At 60.7% G+C, this 18,875-nt stretch carries 14 protein-coding genes and 5 pseudogenes; 8 read left to right on the top strand and 11 right to left on the bottom strand.

Translation table 11 applies throughout. From position 1 onward, the window contains the following. The first annotated feature begins 2 nt into the window (after positions 1-2). Both AWC17_RS03380 and AWC17_RS03375 read left to right on the top strand, forming a co-directional pair. Positions 3-1,130: a virulence factor Mce family protein gene (locus AWC17_RS03380; RefSeq protein ID WP_033721559.1), complete on the top strand. Its 1,128-nt coding sequence runs from the start codon at positions 3-5 to the stop codon at positions 1,128-1,130. Between the two features lie 5 nt (positions 1,131-1,135). Next, positions 1,136-2,680, top strand: coding sequence for an MCE family protein (locus tag AWC17_RS03375; protein WP_007172264.1), 1,545 nt, complete (start codon positions 1,136-1,138; stop codon positions 2,678-2,680). Here the strand turns inward: AWC17_RS03375 and AWC17_RS03370 are convergent. From AWC17_RS03370 to AWC17_RS33960, 4 genes and pseudogenes are all read right to left on the bottom strand, one after another. Further along, positions 2,680-2,829, bottom strand: a pseudogene (locus tag AWC17_RS03370) (IS3 family transposase); the annotation flags it as partial. The gene AWC17_RS03375 and the pseudogene AWC17_RS03370 sit on opposite strands and share 1 nt — an antisense overlap. Positions 2,830-2,894: 65 nt before the next feature. Beyond that, positions 2,895-4,113, bottom strand: a pseudogene (locus AWC17_RS03365) (ISL3 family transposase). Between the two features lie 236 nt (positions 4,114-4,349). After that, positions 4,350-5,273, bottom strand: a complete 924-nt coding sequence (locus AWC17_RS03360) for a ferritin family protein (RefSeq protein WP_007172267.1) — start codon at positions 5,271-5,273, stop codon at positions 4,350-4,352. A gap of 113 nt (positions 5,274-5,386) precedes the next feature. Further along, positions 5,387-5,601, bottom strand: a pseudogene (locus tag AWC17_RS33960) (SDR family NAD(P)-dependent oxidoreductase); the annotation flags it as partial. Positions 5,602-6,478: 877 nt separating this feature from the next. Here AWC17_RS33960 and AWC17_RS03350 point away from each other — a divergent pair. Beyond that, positions 6,479-6,682: pseudogene (locus tag AWC17_RS03350) on the top strand (IS3 family transposase); the annotation flags it as partial. Positions 6,683-7,028: 346 nt separating this feature from the next. Next, positions 7,029-8,045, top strand: coding sequence for an AurF N-oxygenase family protein (locus AWC17_RS03345; RefSeq protein WP_033721575.1), 1,017 nt, complete (start codon positions 7,029-7,031; stop codon positions 8,043-8,045). A 212-nt stretch (positions 8,046-8,257) separates the two neighbouring features. Here AWC17_RS03345 and AWC17_RS03335 read toward each other — a convergent pair whose 3' ends face one another. Beyond that, complete coding sequence (locus tag AWC17_RS03335; RefSeq protein ID WP_007172270.1) at positions 8,258-9,121, bottom strand: SDR family NAD(P)-dependent oxidoreductase; 864 nt, start codon at positions 9,119-9,121, stop codon at positions 8,258-8,260. A 545-nt stretch (positions 9,122-9,666) separates the two neighbouring features. Here AWC17_RS03335 and AWC17_RS03330 point away from each other — a divergent pair. The 4 genes from AWC17_RS03330 (at position 9,667) to AWC17_RS03315 (ending at position 14,046) form a co-directional block, all read left to right on the top strand. Next, positions 9,667-10,557: a metal-dependent hydrolase gene (locus tag AWC17_RS03330; protein WP_170826031.1), complete on the top strand. Its 891-nt coding sequence runs from the start codon at positions 9,667-9,669 to the stop codon at positions 10,555-10,557. Positions 10,558-10,626: 69 nt separating this feature from the next. After that, complete coding sequence (locus AWC17_RS03325; RefSeq protein ID WP_007172273.1) at positions 10,627-11,496, top strand: metal-dependent hydrolase; 870 nt, start codon at positions 10,627-10,629, stop codon at positions 11,494-11,496. After that, on the top strand, positions 11,468-13,096 hold the full coding sequence (locus AWC17_RS03320; protein WP_007172274.1) for a flavin-containing monooxygenase: 1,629 nt from the start codon (positions 11,468-11,470) through the stop codon (positions 13,094-13,096). Before AWC17_RS03325 ends, AWC17_RS03320 begins: the two co-directional genes overlap by 29 nt. Beyond that, positions 13,093-14,046 (top strand): SDR family NAD(P)-dependent oxidoreductase, encoded by a 954-nt coding sequence (locus AWC17_RS03315; RefSeq protein WP_007172275.1) that lies wholly within the window; start codon positions 13,093-13,095, stop codon positions 14,044-14,046. Before AWC17_RS03320 ends, AWC17_RS03315 begins: the two co-directional genes overlap by 4 nt. 327 nt (positions 14,047-14,373) lie before the next feature. Here the strand turns inward: AWC17_RS03315 and AWC17_RS03310 are convergent, their stop codons facing one another. The 6 genes and pseudogenes from AWC17_RS03310 to AWC17_RS03285 all read right to left on the bottom strand — a co-directional run. After that, the gene (locus tag AWC17_RS03310) at positions 14,374-14,781 is read right to left on the bottom strand and encodes an SCP2 sterol-binding domain-containing protein (RefSeq protein ID WP_007172276.1); all 408 of its coding nucleotides are present in this window, start codon (positions 14,779-14,781) and stop codon (positions 14,374-14,376) included. 279 nt (positions 14,782-15,060) lie between these two features. Then, positions 15,061-15,348, bottom strand: a complete 288-nt coding sequence (locus tag AWC17_RS03305; RefSeq protein ID WP_007172277.1) for an NADH-quinone oxidoreductase subunit I — start codon at positions 15,346-15,348, stop codon at positions 15,061-15,063. Between the two features lie 26 nt (positions 15,349-15,374). After that, positions 15,375-15,827: a hypothetical protein gene (locus AWC17_RS03300; protein WP_007172278.1), complete on the bottom strand. Its 453-nt coding sequence runs from the start codon at positions 15,825-15,827 to the stop codon at positions 15,375-15,377. Beyond that, positions 15,815-16,999, bottom strand: coding sequence for a ferritin-like domain-containing protein (locus tag AWC17_RS03295; protein WP_007172279.1), 1,185 nt, complete (start codon positions 16,997-16,999; stop codon positions 15,815-15,817). The genes AWC17_RS03300 and AWC17_RS03295 overlap by 13 nt, the downstream gene beginning before the upstream one ends. A 153-nt stretch (positions 17,000-17,152) precedes the next feature. After that, positions 17,153-17,956: an IS21-like element IS1612/ISMav1 family helper ATPase IstB gene (gene istB, locus AWC17_RS03290; protein WP_042909844.1), complete on the bottom strand. Its 804-nt coding sequence runs from the start codon at positions 17,954-17,956 to the stop codon at positions 17,153-17,155. Then, a pseudogene (locus AWC17_RS03285) lies at positions 17,953-18,831 on the bottom strand (Mu transposase domain-containing protein); the annotation flags it as partial. The pseudogene AWC17_RS03285 and the gene istB, both read right to left, overlap by 4 nt. Positions 18,832-18,875: the final 44 nt, after the last annotated feature.

Raw genomic sequence — 18,875 nt, 5'->3', positions numbered from 1 at the left:
GCATGCGGGCGGGAATGTCACGGTTCGTGGCGCTATTTGCGGCCGCTACAGTACTTACCTCGTGTGCTAGCTGGCGAGGTATCGCTAATGTGCCACTGCCTGGTGGCCCGGGAAGCGAATCCGGCTCTTATACGATTTATGTGCAGATGCCGGAAACGCTGGCTTTGAATGCCAATAGTCGGGTACGCGTCGCCGACGTTTTTGTCGGCAGGGTACGCGCAATCGGCCTGAAAAACTGGATCGCGACGTTGACCTTGGATCTAGAAAAGGGCGTCAAGCTACCGAAGAACGCCACCGCGAAGATCGGGCAGACCAGCCTGCTCGGCTCACAGCATGTGGAGCTGGCGTCGCCAGCCAACCCATCACCGCAACTATTGAAGAACGGCGACATCATCCCGCTGCAGAATGCGTCCGCCTATCCCACCACCGAGCGGGTCCTGGCCAGTTTTGCCGCGGTGCTGCGCGGTGGCGGCATCCCTAACGTCGAAGTGATCGCAAGTGAAGTCCGTAACATGCTGACTGGGCGGGCCGATCAGATACATGATTTCCTCAAGAAGCTCGACACCTTCACCGCCCGACTAAACGAGCAACGTGATGACATCACTCGCGCTATCGACTCCACAGACCGGCTGTTGACTTATGTAGCCAAGCAATCAGACACCCTGGACCACGTTCTCACCGAGTTTCCCCCATTGGCAAAGCATTTCGCTGAACAACGACAGCCGTTCCTCGATGCGACCAATGCGTTGGGCCGGTTTAGCGACGTCCTCAATCAGACCTTGACGGCGGCGCGTCCCGACTTGGATAAAGACGTGCGCCAACTGCAGCGTCCCCTGAAACAACTCAGCCGGGCTTCGATGGATCTGGTCGAGACGCTAAAGATTGCCTTGACCCTCCCGTTCAGCGCCGACGCCATCCCGAAGGTGGTACACGGCGACTCAATGAATGTTTCGATAACCTTGGACCTCACCTTGAGTGCAATCGATAATGCGCTCCTCACCGGAACCGGGTTCTCCGGCGCACTGCGAGCGCTTGAGCAATCGTGGGGCCGCGATCCGAACACCATGCTTCCCGATGTCAGGTTCGCACCCAACCCCGCCGACGAACCCCCCGAGCGTGACGAGGAGTAGGCAGCATGTTGACTCGACGCCTTCGCCTTCAGCTAACCGTGTTCACTATCGTCACGATGCTCGCCATGAGCGTTCTTGGGTGGCATTATCTGAGGTTGCCGAGCGTCGTTGGGATGGGCCAGTACAGTTTGGAGGTGGATTTACCCACGTCGGGAGGGCTTTATCCCACTGCAAACGTCACCTACCGCGGAATCACCGTGGGAAAGGTAACTCGGGTAGAGCCGACCGAACAAGGAGTTCGGGCCACATTGCGTATCAGCGACCAGTACAAAATCCCAATTGACTCCTCGGCGAACGTGCATTCGGTGTCGGCGGTCGGCGAACAATACATAGACCTAGTATCCGCGCAGAATCCGGCCAAGTATTTCTCGCCCGGCCAGACCATCACTAACAGCACGGTGCCTAAACGAATTGGCCCGACCCTGGATACCGTTAACCATACATTGGACGTCCTGCCCAAAGACAAGATCGCCGGACTACTCGATGAGACAGCTCAAGCGGTCGGCGGCCTGGGCCCAGCCCTGCAGCGGCTAGTCGACTCGACCCAATCGATCGTTGGGGATTTCAAAACAAACCTTAGCGACGTCAACGATATCGTCCAAAACGCAGCACCGATCATCGACAGCCAGGCCAACTCGCGTGATCCCATCGAGCGGTGGGCGCACAACTTAAATACTCTCGACGCGCAGGCCGCGGAAAAGGACAAACAGCTCAAGAGCATCCTGGGCCAGGTTGCGCCGACCGCCGATCAGATTAAAGCCGTGCTCGGCGACGTTCGCGAAACTTTGCCGCAGACCCTAGCAAATGTTGCGATTGTGGCCGATCTGCTCAAGCGGTACAACAAGAATGTAGAGCAATTGCTGGTCATACTTCCGCAAATTCCCGCATTCGGTGAGACAGTGACCGCTGCTTACCCACATACGTTTTCTCTTTCGTTCCAAACGCCAATAAATATGACCCCTGCTTGCCTGACGGGGTTCTTGCCGGCATCGCAATGGCGATCCTTTGTGGACGAGACTCCCGGGCTTTTGACCACGCGATACTGCAAGATTCCGATGGAGGCACAAAACGCGGTCCGCGGCGCGCGTAATTATCCCTGTGTCGATGTTCCCGGCAAGCGCGCGGCCACGCCGCGCGAATGCCGCAGCAAAGAGCCGTATGTCCCGCTGGGGACCAATCCTTGGTACGGGGATCCGAACCAGATTCTAAGCTGCCCCGCACCTGCGGCGCGCTGTGATCAGCCGGTGAAACCCGGCTTGGTCATACCGGCTCCGTCGGTCGATACCGGCATCAATCCGCTTCCTTCCGACCGGGTGACGGGGACGCCTCCTCCACGAAGCGATCCACTGCAACGGCCAGGTTCTGGGAGCGTCCAGTGCAACGGTCAGCAGCCGAACCCGTGCATTTACATTCCTAGCGGTGCTGCAGCTATCTATAGTCCGCAAAGCGGCGAGTTCCTAGGGCCCGATGGCGTCAAATACACCATCGAAGATTCGGCCAAAATAGGAGACGACGGTTGGAAGGAGATGTTAGGACCTCAACCTCGGTGAAGCGGCCGCCCATCGGTGGTGACATCGAACTGGAAGTCGACCGCCCACACCCGGTTGGCCGCATCGGCGACCGTGGTCGGCGCGGTGGAACTGCCGCGGCGGTTGCGTCGTCACCGCTGCGGTACGCGCAGTCCTTCTTCACGCCAAAGCGGCTCTTCGTAATTCAGAGTGCGTTGACGAGTGAGTGCAGGGCTCCGCTGTGCAGCAGTGAGCGTCATCGGTAGTGGGTTAGGTTTCTGAATCCCAGCGCGTTGCGGCGCAGTGCTTCCAGTCGGCCGTTGATCGCTTCGGTGGGGCCGTTGAGGCGTGGTGGTCGAAGAAGGCCAGGATGTCGTTGCGGCGGCGCCATAGAGTGCGGCCGAGTTGGGCCAGTTCCTCGAGCTCGTCGGGGACGCCATGGCGCAGGGTGTTGATGATCGTGGTCATCATGGTTTTGCCGCGGCGGCGGTCGGGGTGGGCGTAGGCGGCGATCAGGCGTTGGTAGAAGCTCCAGCACAGTTGGACCGCGAGGTGGGCCTCATCGGTGAAAACGGCTTCCAGTCGGGCTTTTTGGTGCGCATTGAGCAGCGGATAGCGGGTGCGCAACGTGCCCCGCACAAGGTAAGCGGGTCACCCGTGCGGCCGCGGTGCCCGCATGTCTGTTGTTGGATGCGCTGGCGGCACAGGTCGAGCTTGGCGCCGGCCAGCGCGACGACATGGAAGGGGTCCATGACCGCGGTGGCCTCAGGCAGCTGATCTGTCGCCGCGGTCTTGTAGCCGCCGAACCCGTCCATCGCCACGACCTGCACCTGTTCGCGAAACGCTTAGCTCTGCTCAGACAGCCAGCTGCTCAAGGCGGCTGCCGAACGTCCGGGGACCAGGTCGAGCAGCCGCGCACGGCCGGTGCCATCGAGCACGGGAGTCAGGTCGATGATGACGGTGACGTAGCCCTCTGAGTCGGGTCGACGCACATGTGACCAGCGATGCTCATCAACCCCGATGACCCGCACGCCGTCGAGTCGGCCGGTGTCGTTGGCCACGATCAGCTGGGTGGCGTCCATGGCGATGGTGTTGACAGTGTCCCAGGACAGGCCGAGCTCGCGGGCGACCGCGGCGACGGTGGCGTGGTCGATCATCAGCCGGTGACAGATGTAGCGGGCGCATCTGCGGGTGGTCGACCATCCTGGCCGCGCTAGCGCAGAGGTGTTGTGGGCGAACACTTCCCGCTCACAGGCGGTGTCGACACAGCGGTAGCGCGGCACCCGCAGGCGAAGTGGATGCCCGACCACCGGCACATCAGTCACGTTGCGGATCACAGTGTCACGGTTGACGTCTCGACGGCAGCCCGGACAATGCCGCTGGCCATCATCGAGCAAGTTGCAAAACACCACCGTGGCCTCGCCGTCGACAGCAGCATCGGTGATCGTCACCCCAAGTTCGACCGTGCGCACGATCGTGTCGGCAACAACAGCAGCAGAACAAGACGTAGGCTCGGACACAGGACTCCCCAGAAGGCAGACGACAAAGGTGTAGGAACCTGCATCCTCTGCCCGCCGCCCGTATTAGCTCACCGACACGACCCAATCAACAAGTCGCCGCAGCGTTTACCTGCACTCCATTTCCGGAAGAGCCGGCAAACGGTTCGCTGACCCCCAGCCGGCACCGACGATCAGAACGGTCGATTGATCGGTCACTTGGAAACCGGTTCGTATGTCATGTCCCCAGCCCAGGAGGGCAGTTTGCCGAACACCTGGACGGGGAAATGGTCGACAAGGGTACCTAGCCCCTGGGAAAAGAAATGGAAAGGTTGAGCGCGGTTGATAGTCGCAGACATGTGCGTCCGAAGGATGTGATAAGCGGGAATTCGGCGGGTGAACTCGCTTCGATCGCCGATATTCGAGTAGCGTGTGACCGCGTTGTATAGCTTCTCCTCCGAGAGGCCCCACGCAGTGAGGTTAGCCATCATCCTGGTGAGCAGCGGTATATACATTAGGGAGCCGAGGAGAATTCTCGGATCAATAATGGACCCCACCGTCTCGATCACGTGCACCCGCACCGGGCTGGCGCCGAGGTCATTGAGAACTTGGAAACCCACTGCAAGATGGCGAGATTCGTCACTATTGACCTTACTGAAGACCTCGCCGCACAACGGGTCTGCCACCTCGTCTAGAAGGAACTTCAGCAACGCGCCGTCGAGGGCGCATTCCAACGCCGGGATCGCAGAGCTCATCACCGTCAACGGGAGCGCATCGCTATAGTGGTCGATCCACTCGATCCCCAGCCGAATATTCTTATTCGGCACAGGTGTCTCTCCTGGCTCGAGCATTCCCCAGCGATGCATGAGGGCAAGTTCGGCATTAGCGTGCCGCTGCTCCTCGGCGTGGAAGTAGTGGTAGATCTCTCTTAACGCCTCGAACGGCGCCTTAGGCGCCATCGCCTCGAAAGCACGCGCTCCGACATGCTCGATCCACACCACATCTGACATGAATTGTTTGAGGTGGGGCCGTTGCTCGTCGGTAATCAACTCCGCGCCTGGGGCTTCCCAATCGATGTCGGCAAGCGCCCACTGTCGGTCTTTAATCGTTTGCAGCATATCGCTGTATTCGAACGCCATTTCCCTACTCCGATCTGGTTCTTCAAATCGCCCGGTGGCTATTTACCGCGCGACCCACTCGATGACACCAAGCCCACCGGTATAGCTCCTGGGCGCCATTCTCTCGGCCTGCCATCACAGGTAATGTCCGAACCTTGACCACCAGCTTGGACGACAAGTCCAACGGTCTCCTTAGCCCGTCCCGGATCGATATCGGCGCAGACACCCGCGCACCCCGACGAGCAAGCTCAACGCCAAAGCCGCGGCCAATGCCGCTGCCAGCTCTCGTGACTACAGCGACAGCACCATGAGTGAGCACATCTGAGCCGCCGAATGGCACCAGCCTCATCGGCGACCGCACGCGCGGGAGCCAGCAGGATCCGCAACCACAAACTGGTGGCACTGGCCCTAAGTGTGGGCGCATGACACCAGTTTTGTGCCGCTCCGGGCGCCTTGTCAAGACGCCGCCTGGACTCAGCAAATGCGTGGGTAGACCCGCTCGTCGCGTCAGCTAAGAATGCGCGCGTGCGGCGCACCTGATCAGCCAAGGATAACGCGCTGGATAGGCCCAGCTGGTGGTACTGAAGGTGAGTCAACGCAAGGTGGTGCTGAGGCGATCGTAACCGCTACGTGGGGACGGACAGGGCCGGCAATGGCCGGAATCTCGACCAGTTGTGCGCCATCACCGGCTGGCGTCGCAATCACGTGCGTAACGCACTCAAGGACACGCTGCGCCCGAAGGTCGTCACGAAAAGACGGCCGCAGCCGCCAAAGAATGGGCCGAAGTCCTTGCGGTGCTGACCTTTGCTGGGAATTGTAGGGCATGCTGGCGGCAGACGACTGCCGCCTTATGCTGGGCGGGTTAGACGGGTATGGGGGGCTGGGGCCTCCGCTCACATGTGAACGTGGGTTGCCGTCAGAAAGTTGGTCCTGGTCGGTAGAGCCACAGTTGTGGGAGGCCCAAGTGGTAGTTCAGCGGACGAGCCATTCTGACCTGGCGCTCGCCCTCAGGAGATGAAAATTATGCAGTGGTCGCCTGTCGACGCCGTCTAACAACTCTGGTCCTACGAGGCCGTGCATCGAGCCGGGCGTCGGATGCCGCTGTTGGGCCCTTCACTGTTGCCGCTAGTTGAGCACGAGGATCAGAATCGTTGTCCCCATGCGTTATCCGCGGGCGGCCGCACCTTGAGATGAACAGGTGTGAGTGTGCAGTGAGGAGATGATGGCGCGCGGATTCCCCGTTTCGCCGCGGCCCGCTGAACACCCTGTCCGACGTCGAACACGTCACCGCCGACTATGTCGCCTGGTACAACCAGCAGCGGCTCATGCACCGCCTCGGACGAGTCCCACGCGCCGAAGCCGAAGCCCAGTACTATTCCCAACACGTGACCGACCAACCGGCCGGCTCACAGAACCCCGAGGGTGCATAGGATGGTTCACTTCGGCCGCACTGCTTGAACACAGCGGCTGGAGCGTGCCTCGAGGACGCGACGAGCGGGATAGTGTACAAATTACTGATCGCTGATGCCCCCAACCTCGGCTCCGGCGACATCGGTGCCCGCGCCCCTGCCAAGCGAGCTAGGAGCGGGCGATATCGTAATGAAAATGACTTTCAATAGGCTCGTGGTGGCGTGGCTGCGCGACGGCCCGAACCTGTTGCGGCGGGTACAAGCCCTTAAATGGACAGGCTTTTGAAAAGTTGGCGATACCAGCGGTACCGTATCAGTAGCTTTTCTGATGTGAACTTTCGGTAGGAGGCTGGCGATGGCCCAGAAGATCGCTCGGACGAGGTTGGTGCGGCGTTGGCGCCGCAACATGGACGTGCTGGACGACGCCGAGTATGCCGACGTGCTGCGCGTCCTGTCTGAGGGCTCAGTGCGACGCAATTTCAACCCATACATCGACATCGACTGGACCGCACCTGAGTACGCGGTAGTCGACAACGACCCCCGCTGGAAGTTGCCGGCGACTGACCCGCTGGGCCGGCACCCGTGGTATCAGGCGCAGTCGGAGGAACGCCAAATCAGGATCGGCATGTGGCGTCAGGCCAATGTGGCCAAGGTGGGGCTGCACTTCGAGTCGGTCCTCATCCGCGGCCTGATGGGGTACGCGTTCTGGGTGCCGAACGGGTCCCCGGAGTACCGGTACTGCCTGCACGAGGCGGTCGAAGAGTGCAACCACACCATGATGTTTCAGGAGATGGTGAACCACATCGGCGCCGACGTGCCTGGGATGCGGCGGCAGCTGAAGTGGCTTTCGCCGCTGATCCCGCTGGTCGCTAGCCCTCTGCCGATCCCGTTCTGGTTCGGCATCCTCGCCGGTGAGGAACCCATCGACCACACTCAGAAGAACGTGTTACGTGAGGGCAAGGAACTGCACCCGATCATGGAGCGGGTGATGTCCATCCACGTGGCCGAAGAGGCTCGGCACATCTCGTTTGCTCACGAGTATCTGCGTAAGCGTGTGCCGCACTTACCGCGGCGTAAGCGGTTTTGGCTGTCGTTATACGTGCCGGTGATTATGCGGGTGGCATGCTCGGCGATCGTGGTCCCGCCGAAGGCCTTCTGGCAGGAATTCGACATCCCGCGCGAGGTCCGCAAGCAGGTGTTCTTCGGGTCCCTGGAGTCGCGCAAGGCGCTGCGTGACATGTTCGGTGACGTGCGGATGCTGTGCTACGACACCGGGCTGATGAACCCGATCGCGCGAATGGTGTGGCGGATCTGCAAGATCAACGGCAAGCCGTCGCGTTATCGCTGCGAGCCGCAGCGCCAGCACCTGGTCGCGGTCGCCTAGCGTTGTGAGTCACTAATTTGGAGCAGTAGTTAGCTGATGCTGCCAGGATTTGGTCGGCGGTTCTGATCCAGACGTAGGGTCGAGGATTGTCGTTCCAGATGAATCGTCCTGCAAATCCCGGAGGCTCCTGACCTTGGTAACGAGGATGCAGGTATGCCAACGTTGTGGCTCCACCAGCAAATCATTTCGCCAGTCGTCAGGGTTGGCTCTTACTACCTGGGCAGGCCGAGGCGTTCGGCGAGTCGACGCCCCGCACCGTAGCGCCCGGTGCGATAGAACGACGCCATGATGTCCTCGTAGCGAGGGCCGAGGATTCGGGGAATGGCATCGAAAACTCTTGCGTCAGGACCGATCAGCACCCGCGGCTTATTCTTCTTGACCCCACGCAGTATCGCCCTCGAGGCTGATTCGGGGCTGGTGAACGCGATCCTATGGAAAAGGCGGCTAAGCGTTTCGGGGTCCGAGCCGTCGGGCAGCCCTCGGGCGTGACCGGCGATGTTGGTCTTCACCCCGCCCGGGTGAACGCAGGTCACACCTACCGGATGCCTGGCGGCCCGGAGTTCTTGGCGTAGGGCCTCGGTGAAGCCGCGGACGGCGAATTTGGCGGCATTGTAGGCGCTTTGTGACGGAATCCCGACGAACCCGAAAACCGATGACACATTGACGATGTGGCCATCGCCGGACGCGATCAGGTGCGGCATGAATGCCTTGGTGCCATGGGCCACCCCCCAAAAGTTGATGCCCATCAGCCACTCGAAGTCGTCCCAATCCATGTCGGCCACGTCGGCCGAGAGTGCCACACCCGCGTTGTTGAAAACAAGGTTCACTCTGCCGAATTCACTGACGACATTCTTTGCGTGTTCGTAAACTGCCGGCCGTTGGGCTACATCGAGCTCGAACGGCACCGCCTTAGCTCCGACCTTCTCGCATCGACCAGCGGTATCGGCCAGCGCGCTCGTATCGATGTCCGACAGCGCCAGCTGCGCCCCCTGTTCAGCCAAGCTCAACGCCAGGTTACGGCCGATACCTGAGCCAGCGCCGGTGATTACTGCCACTTTATTGGTGAAGTCCTTCATAAACTGATCGCCTCCGAATGTATTTGGACTGGCCGACGGCCGGTTCCGCAGATCGTTGACACCGCCCCCATCCTCTTCTGTAACAACCAGAGTCCACTGCACTACACGGCATGGCGCTGGGTGCCAATCCCGTCCGGGATGTTCACCGTCGCCACAGGCGCCCGTAGAGCAGCTAGAACCGCTAGGTATCCCGGAACATGAAACGCGAGCCTCCCTGTTACGCGCCGTACGAGTGGTTGCTGAGAGCCTCGATGCCGGTATCCAGCTTGAACGCTCCCTGCTTCCGAGTAAGCAATTTTCCGAACAAACAGTATACGTAACGACTAGTACTATGTACTGCGGTTTGGGCCGATTGTCAAAACAGTTTAAAGGCAGGAGTCGTGGAGGTGACAGCGTACGCGGCGGTGTGATGCGGCTCTCAAACGCAGCGCTTCTACACGTCATTGCGGAGTCTTGCGCGCCCTGTCGATCCGCAGTAACGTCTCACTAAACACCTAGTACTGTCGGTATCGGAAACCGGGTGTTCGAGGAAGGGGTATCTTGTTATGACGAGCGACCACATAGTGCAAGAGGCAGCGACCACTGCAAATGCGGTGAGTGAGGGGTCTCGGTATCCGACGACCCGGCGGATACGTTTCCCGTTTGCCCAGGGCAGCAAGTATTTCGTTAACGACGACATCATCTTCAGCCACTTTCTGGCGAACTTGTCGGGGTCGTTCCCGCCGGGGGAGGAGTTGTTCATTCGGTCGGTGCGCCGGTTTGCCGATGAGATCGCCGACCCTGGGTTGAAGAAGCGGGTGGCCGGGTTTATCGGTCAGGAATCGGTGCATGGCCAGCAGCATCGGGCGCTCAATGACAAGCTCGTTGACATGGGGTATCCGATTGGGTGGTGGGATTCCGAAAAGTTTGTTGATTGGGTGAAACGCATCGAGGAGGTGCTGCCGGCCCGGATTCCGCTGGCGGTGACAGCAGCCGCAGAACACTTCACCGCCGTACTTGCTGAGCGGCTGCTCGGCGATGAGGAGATCCAGGCGATCCCGGGTGATGCGGAGGTGTGGAACCTGCTGAACTGGCATGCGCTGGAGGAACTTGAGCACAAGTCGGTTGCCTTTGATGTATTCCGCTCGGTGCGGGGTACCGAGCGGGTGCGTCGACGTGTGATGGCGGTAATGATCCCCCTTCTGCTCCTCCTCATAACCGCCGTACTGGCTTGTTCGGTGGCGCGGGATCCCGAAGCGCGCCGTCAGCCAGTGCGACTGGTGCGTGAGACCTATCGGCTCTACCGCGGCCCCATTCTTCGTGGCGTGATCCCAGAGCTCAGGCAATACCTGCGACCGGGATTTCATCCCGACGACATCGACACCAACGCGTTGCTGGAGCAATGGCAGGAGGAACTCTTCGGCACCGAGGGGGCCCTGGTCGGCTACCTGAAGTGACCGACCACCACACTCAAAACAAAGGAGAGTGTCATGGTAGCTAGTCACGCAGCAGTTGCGAACACAGGAATGGCACCGGAAAGACCAGCAAAAAAGGCGTATCCGAAAACTCGCCGGATTCGGTTCTCATTCGGTGATCCGCAGCCGATGCAGCGTCACTTCGTTGAGGGCGACATCGTGCTTAGCCACCTTGTGGCGTTGCTGTCGGGCATATTTCCGCCCGGCGAGGAATTATTTATCAGGTCGGTCCGGCGCTTCGCCGATCGGGTGACCGATCCGGAGTTAAAGAAGCGGGTGGCCGGATTCATTGGTCAGGAGTCGGTGCATGGGCAGGAACACCGCCGGCTCAACGAGCAATTGGTGGACAGGGGCTATCCCCTGGTCAGTTTTTTCATGTTCGATGCCAATAGTCGGCGGCAGCGGCTGTTGGTGCGGATCGAAAACCTGCTGCCCGCGCGGGTACCCCTGGCGGTCACTGCAGCGGCTGAACACTTCACTGCCACGCTGGCTGAGCGAATGCTAGGCGAGGAGTTACAGAAGATCCCTGGTGATCCCGAGGTGCGAAACCTGCTCAACTGGCACGCGGTGGAAGAGCTGGAGCACAAATCGGTTGCCTTCGACGTTTACCGGTCGGTCCGCGGGCCGGAGTGGCTTCGCATCGGTGTGATGGGGGTTTTATACGTTCTGGCCATCCCGGTGATAACGATCGGCGTGTTGCTGTCCATCGCGACGGACCCTAAAGGGTGGCATCCGATCAAAGTGACGCGTCAAGCGCGTGCTGTGTTTCGAGGCCCGCTGCTCAAGGGTTTGATGGCCGACCTGCGCATCTACATGAAACCCGGCTTTCATCCCGACGATGTCGACACCCGTGCGCTGCTGAACAAGTGGCAGCAGGAACTGTTCGGGACCCATGGCACCCTTGTGGGTTACCAAAAGTAGCAGCAAGTCCGGCGAGCCCGAATTGAGTACAAAAGTCGAGATTGAACAGTTACCTGCTGCCGAGCGTGTCACTCCTGACCATGACGTCGTCATTGTGGGCGCTGGGTTCGGCGGTATCGGCGCCGGTATCGCCTTGCAACGGAGAGGTATTCACGACTTTGTCATCGTCGACAAGTGGGATCGGGTGGGCGGCACCTGGCATGCGAACACATATCCGGGTGTGGCGGTGGATATTCCGTCGTTTGTCTACAGCTTTTCCTACGAGCAGCGCGGTGATTGGTCGCGGATCTTCGCTCCGGGTGACGAGCTTCGGGATTACGCCGATGACGTCGTGGACCAATACGGCCTGCGTGAGAAGCTTCGGTTGAACACCACCGTCGCCTCGGCGGTGTTTGATGAGCACAACAGTCTATGGCGATTGACCGCCGCCGGCAACCAGGAGATCACGAGCCGATATGTCGTAATGGCGGTCGGCGGCCTGGAACGCCCGAAGATGCCCGATATCCCAGGTTTGGACGAGTACGGGGGTGCGCTCGTGCACACCGCGCTATGGGATCACGACGTGGTGCTGGCCGGTAAGCGCGTCGCGGTGATCGGCACGGGCGCCACGGCGCTCCAGCTTGTCCCGGCCATCGTTGACGAGGTCGAACATCTGACCGTCTTCCAGCGAACGCCGATCTGGGTGTTCCCCAAACCGGATATGGAGATCAAGTCCGTCGGCCGATGGGTCCTGGGCCGTAAACGAATCCGCTCGGCTATCCGCACGGTGGGCACTGTCGCAACTGAGATCGGGATGGCGGGGATGTGGGTCGGTCCAGGGTGGCTAGTGAACGGGACTCGCCAGCTGCTCGAGCTAGCTACACGCCGCTGGATGCGTCGGCAAATCGAGGATCCAGTAATTCGGGAGAAGCTGATCCCACACTATGGCTTGGGCTGCAAGCGCCCATCGATGTCAAACGACTACCTCCGCACATTCAACCGCGAAGATGTCAGCCTGGTCACCGATGCGATCGAGTGCATAACCAGGAAGGGGGTGCGGACAGTGGATGGTGTAGAGCACGAGGTCGACGTGTTGATATGCGCGACCGGGTTCAAGCTGTGGGATACGGGTGCAGTGCCACCCTTTCCCGTCATCGGGCGCGACGGCATCGATCTCGGGCGGTTCTGGTATGAGCAGAGATACCAGTCGTATCAAGGCGTGTCTGTTCCCAAATTTCCGAACATGTTCTCCATCACTGGGCCTTATGGCTTCGTGCTGGGATCATATCTGTGGATGATCGAAGCGACGTCGGCTCATCTGAGCCGCGCTATAGCCGAGGCGAAGCGCTGCGGCGCGACGGTCTGCGAGATACGTCAGGAAGTCCACGACGAGTATTTCCGGAAGTGTTTGAAGCGCCAGGAAAAGAACTTTCTGTTCACTCCGACCTGCGCGGATTCGAATACCTACTATATCAACAGCCAGGGCGATTCACCGTTTCGGCCGTCGACGCATGGCGAAATGTATTGGCAGAACCGACATTACAACCTTGATGTCTACCGCTACAGTACGGGCGTTAAGCTTCCGGGTGCGATCGGGGCCATGAGGAAGGAGAACGCGTGAAGGTCAATCGGTTGCGTCCACGCGTGGTGGTGGTCACCGGGGCTGCAAGCGGTATTGGCCGGGCGACAGCGATCAGGTTTGCCAAGCTCGGCGCCCATGTCGTGGTGTCCGACATCGATCTGGATGCGGCACAAGCGACCACGGCGATGATCCGTGGTCATGCCCGCAGCGCGTCGGCGGCGCAATTGGATGTTATCGACCCCGATGCCTGGGAGGCGCTCGCTCGCAGCGTGTTAGCCGATTACGGATACGCCGATGTGCTGGTCAATAACGCAGGAATCTTGGTGGGCGGCCCGTTCTTAGAGCTGCGTCCGTCGGATTGGGAACGCCAACTCGGTGTGAACCTAATGGGCGTCGTTCATGGGTGCCGTTTCTTCGGCGCCCAGATGGTTGAACACGGCGGTGGCCATATCGTCAATATCGCCTCGGCGGCGGCATTCACGCCCACCCCGGTTATGTCGCCGTACTCGGTTTCCAAAGCGGGCGTGAAGATGCTGACCGAATGCCTGCGGCTCGAGCTCGGACCGAAAGGCATCGGCGTCAGCGCGATATGCCCGGGTGTGATCAATACCAATATAGGTGATCGCGCGGTGGTTGTCGGCGTCAACCACGAACTGATCGAACAAGGAAAACAGTTCACCAAGAAGCTCCAGGAATTTGGCGAGAAGTTTCCGATCTCACCGATGAGTCCCGACCTCGTCGCTCGCGCCGCCGTGCGTGCTGTACGGTTTGATCTCGCGGTCGTACCGGTGCGCACCGAGGCCTGGCTGGGCTATTTCATGCTCCGCATTGCCCCCGCTGTCAACCGCCGTATGACACAACCATTCTCAGTGGAGGCGTTGCAGCGGCTGGGCACTCGCCTGTTGAGCACCCAGCGCGCCACGAACCAGGACAAACTTGTCCCCCGTCGAGCCGATTCGGCGGCGTCGGTCGTCAGCACGGGAAAGTAGTCTGCTGACGATCAATGGCCATTCCGAAGTCGAGTGTTTCCGACATCATCAGTCCTTCCCGCCAAGCTCACGCCCGGCGTGTCAGACCAAGATCAGATCCACCGTTGTTCAGACAGTCCCAGGTATGGAAAATGACCCCGACGAAATCCTGCCCCACACCCGTAAACGGGTTTCAGACGCAGGACCCTAGTAGCGCAGGGCTTCAAGTGCGGCGCGGACCAAGACGCCGGTCGCAGCGACCAGGCCGACGCTTATCCGGCCCGTTCGAACATCTACGCTCGAGGAGCTTGATGTACGCCATACAGCTTGACGACTTGTCGACGCGCGTCAAACAACCAGCAGGTCAGTACGGCCCTCAGCCCGCAGCAGCTCCTCGTACCGCGGGAAAAGCTTCTTGGCGACGGGAATAAGCTTCAGGATCTTTGGAACCGGCCCCTTGGCGCGGACCTGGCCTTTGGCCAGCGCGACAGCGAGATTGAGGTTGCCCTGCCAAAACCGGTTGGCCATGTCAGAGGTCATGAACATCGCTACGGTAGGCTTGATGTCACAGTTCCCGGTGAACACCTTCTTATTAGGCATGTCGACCGTAACCTGGATATCCGGGTCAGAGCAGTTGAGCTGCAGCACAACACCGGATGCCGCTAGTTGATCGGCGATCGACTCATCGTCCACCGCCTCCTCGAAGATCCCGGCAATGTACTTCGTTGCCTCGACGCCGTCTTTGAAAACGCCCATGACACAACTCCTAGTCATTTGATGGGGTGGTGATGGTCGGGACGCCGCGAGGTCTGACCGAAAAACCACGATGATGATGTCGTGATAGATCGGCAAAGCTGACGGCGACGCGGCGGGAGCTCATGCGGCAGCTGACATTGTGGGTCGAAGCCACAGCTATCGCCTGTCCGAATTTTGGCAGAGAGGTCAGAATCAACCTCCGCGCCAAGCGGCCGCGCGACACGTGGCCCCGGCCACCAATCTGATGCCAATCCCTCAGCTCCTGGATCTTTTGATGTATCAGCTATCTTTGCGCGCTGCCCAGTCGTATAGCTTTCCGATCTTCGTGTAGCCATTGTCCGGGACAAATGCCGCCTCGACCCGCCCGTCGTGAATACAATCGACGGGGCACAGCGGGACGCACTTCCCGCAGTCGATGCATTCATCGAGGTCGATGACGAATCGGCCCAGGAAATCGTCGGCCTTCTTGGATATGGCATCGACCCGTCCCGGGCACGAGTGCTCACACGCTCCGCACCCGATGCACGTGTCATCGATGTAGAAATGGCCTCGCCGAGTGCCGCTCATGCTCTTTCCTTTTCTTCAGCGGCGACTCACAGCCGAGCGCTCTTGTTGATGAAATGCTGCAAACTCTGGTTGTAGCGGAAAAACATGTCCTTGCCCAGAGGATCAGATGACCAGACCCGTATCGGCGTCGACGCCATGCTCAAGGCGTTGAGGGTGTGATCGAGGTCCGGTCGGCCGTCTCCGGCGCGGATGTTGTCCACCATGTCCAGCCACGAATCACGGTCGGTTTCGATGACGAAATCCATCGACTCCAACCCTGTGTCGCTGATCTCTTTGATCTCGCTCACCTCGAAGCCGTCGAACGTGAGCTGGACAATCAACGCAGACCCATCTGGGCCGCCATCGAAGATGTTGACGGCAAACCGGCAGTCGACCTCGCCGAGTTTACGGAACTCGGCGAGGTCAGCCTTACTGACCTCCGCCAGCCTGGTGAACCACTCAACGGTAGGAAGATCTGCGCTCGTACTTACGCCGTCCACGGCATCTCCAAGGGGATCGTCACCTTCTCGCGACGGTCAAACCCGGCCCGCTCACAGCGCTGCAGGTACTCCTCAATAATCGTCCCCCACAGGAACGACACACCCTCCATACCTTCGTCGATCTTGTCCACTCCACCGCCCATAAGAACGGCCAGCGGTTCCAACAGCCCGGGACTGCTCAGTGCGGTGAGGATGATCTGCTCGCCAAGATCGGCGAAGCGATGCATATCCGAAAGCGCCTTTTCCCGATCAGTCGAGCTGTCGAGGAAGTTCTTCAATTCCAGGGTCCCGTACGACACGTGACGGGCCTCGTCCTGCATGCAGCGCCGGAAGATCTCCTTGTCGACATGCGTCTTGGACAGGTACTCCCCGGCCCGGAAAATCGTAAGGACAAGCCCTTCGCCCAGCACGTTCAGCAGGAACGTGCCCTGGGTGTGGCTCGGCGACTCGAGGATCGCCTTCAGTGCCCACTCCAGGGCCGGGCTGGCGTGCAACAAGCCTCCCCCGCCGGCGAGGGCACGCTTTCGGAACACCTCCATGTGGCGGGCCTCGTCCATCATCTGCGTCACGAGGAAGTTCTTAACCTCGTAGAAATCCGGTGAGGTGCGATACACCCACCGCGACGGAAAGTCACCGGCGACGAACTCAACCTCCGTCAAAGAGGTAGCCAGCTGGCACGCCGCCTTCTCCAGATCCTCACTGGCGGGCTCCAGCTCGTTCCACGGAATATCGCTGGTGGAGTTCCACTGCCGTGCCTTGGCCTCCTCATACAGCGTCATGACGTTGTCCGCCCAGGCCTCCTTCTTGTCGAGGATGTCATAAGCGTCGATGGTCGGCATCTGGTCAACATAGGGCTCACGCACAGAGCCGCGCGGGGCGAAGTTGCGCCACGTCGTGTGCTCGGGCAGCGTGCCGTAGGCTGGCGGGCGGTTGATGTCGGTATAGGTCAACCCCCGCGAACTCGGGCGCGCGCGAACACCCCAATTGGCCTTGTCGGTGTTCATCCAGTGCAGCGAAAACGAGCCGCGCCCGAGCCGGTCGAGGTTCTCCTGCAACAACTCAGCCCAAATCGTGTTGTCCTCCCGAAACTTCTTCTCGTAAGCCGCCAACGCCTCGTCTTCGAGCGGAGTTTCACTGGGAAGCGCCTGCATCTGGGTCAGCATCTCGGTCATGTGGTGATCCTTCACATTAGTGACCTAATCCATTCGTAGCGCCAGCGTATGGCGCCGCTCACATCGCGTGTAAGGTCCGGCAGGGTGTCAATGGCCAAGTAGAAGTCCCCGCTGGTGGCCACGTGAAGTCCCCACCCCGTTGCGGGTGATTGGCTAACTCTTGTTGGCTCCTTTCTTGTGGTCGGCATGACGCATCCGGTAGGACTCGCCGGAGGTGATGACGATGGTGGCGTGGTGCAGTAGCCGGTCGAGGATGCTGGCGGCGGTGGTGTGCTCAGGCAGGAATCGTCCCCACTGTTCGAAGGGCCAGTGCGAGGCGATGGCCAGCGAGCGGCGCTCGTAGCCGGCGGCGACGAGCCGGAACAACAGTTGGGTGCCGGTGTCATCGAGCGGGGCGAAGCCGATCTCGTCCAAGATGACGAGGTCCGCGCGCAGCAGTGTGTCGATAATCTTGCCGACGGTGTTGTCGGCCAGGCCGCGGTAGAGCACCTCGATCAGGTCGGCGGCGGTGAAGTAGCGGACCTTGAAACCGGCGTGCACGGCGGCGTGTCCGCAGCCGATGAGCAGGTGACTTTTCCCGGTGCCGGGCGGACCGATGACCGCTAGATTCTGTTGGGCCCGAATCCATTCCAGGCTCGATAGGTAGTCGAACGTGGCCTGGGTGACCGATGACCCGGTGACGTCGAAGCCGTCGAGGGACTTGGCGACGGGAAACGCGGCCGCCTTGAGGCGGTTAGCGGTATTGGACGCATCCCGGGCAGCGATCTCAGCCTCGACCAGGGTCCGCAGAATCTCCTCAGGGGTCCAGCGTTGCGTCTTGGCCACCTGCAGCACCTCGGCGGCATTACGACGCACCGTGGCCAGCTTCAGCCGACGCAGTGCGGCGTCGAGGTCGGCAGCCAATGGCGCCACCGAGGGCGGGTCCACCGGTTTGGCCGTGTTCGTGGTGGCGGTCATGATGCCGTCCCATCTGTCGACGTGCCGGCTATCTTGTAGGCGTCCAGAGATCGGGTCGGGGCGCTAGGCAGATCCAGGACCAACGCATCCCCGGCGGGCCGGGGTTGTGGGGTGCCGGTGCCGGCATCGAGGATGGAGCGCACGTCGGCGGCGCGGAACCGCCGAAACGCCACCGCCCGGCGCAGGGCGTCGACCAACGCCTGTTCACCGTGGGCGGCACCGAGCCCAAGCAGGGTGTCGATCTCGGATTTCAGTCGGGTGTTGCCGATCGCGGCGGCACCGACCAGGAACTGTTCGGCTTCGGGTCCAAGGGCGCAGAATTGTTTCTCTGCTTGGGTTTTCGGGCGTGGCCCGCGTGAGGGTGCTGGGCGGGGTCCGTCGTAATGGTCATCGAGGATCGAGACTTCACCCGGGCCGACCAACTCGTGCTCGGCCACGATGACCCCGGTCGCCGGTTCCAGCAGGATCAGAGCGCCGTGATCAACCACGGCCGCCACCGTGGCCCCGACGAGCCGCTGGGGCACCGAGTAGCGGGCCGAGCCGTAGCGGATGCACGACAGGCTGTCGACCTTGCGGCGCACCGACCCAGCCCCGATCTCGAGCCGCAACGACGGCAGAGCCTTGAGAACGGTGCGCTCCTCAACGAGTCGCTCATCAGGCACCGCGCAGATCTCCGAGTGCACCGCGGCGTTGACCTCGGCGCACCAGGCCGCGGCGTGGTCGTTGAGGGCTCGTAGATCGACCGGCTCCCCGGCGATGGCGGCTTCAGTCAGCAGCGGGACAGCCAGGTCGTCTTGGGCGTAGCCGCACAGGTTCTCCACGATCCCCTTCGATTGCGGATCCGCGCCATGGCAGAAGTCCGGGACGAACCGGTATTCTCTGAACTCAACGGCCCGTCAGGATTGTCTGAATTTTTCTG

Origin of the sequence: Mycobacterium nebraskense, assembly GCF_002102255.1 — a bacterium.
In the GTDB taxonomy this organism is placed as follows: Bacteria; Actinomycetota; Actinomycetes; order Mycobacteriales; family Mycobacteriaceae; genus Mycobacterium; species Mycobacterium nebraskense.
The sequence above is the reverse complement of the archived record's forward strand: the minus strand, read 5'-3'. Positions and strand labels throughout refer to the sequence as shown.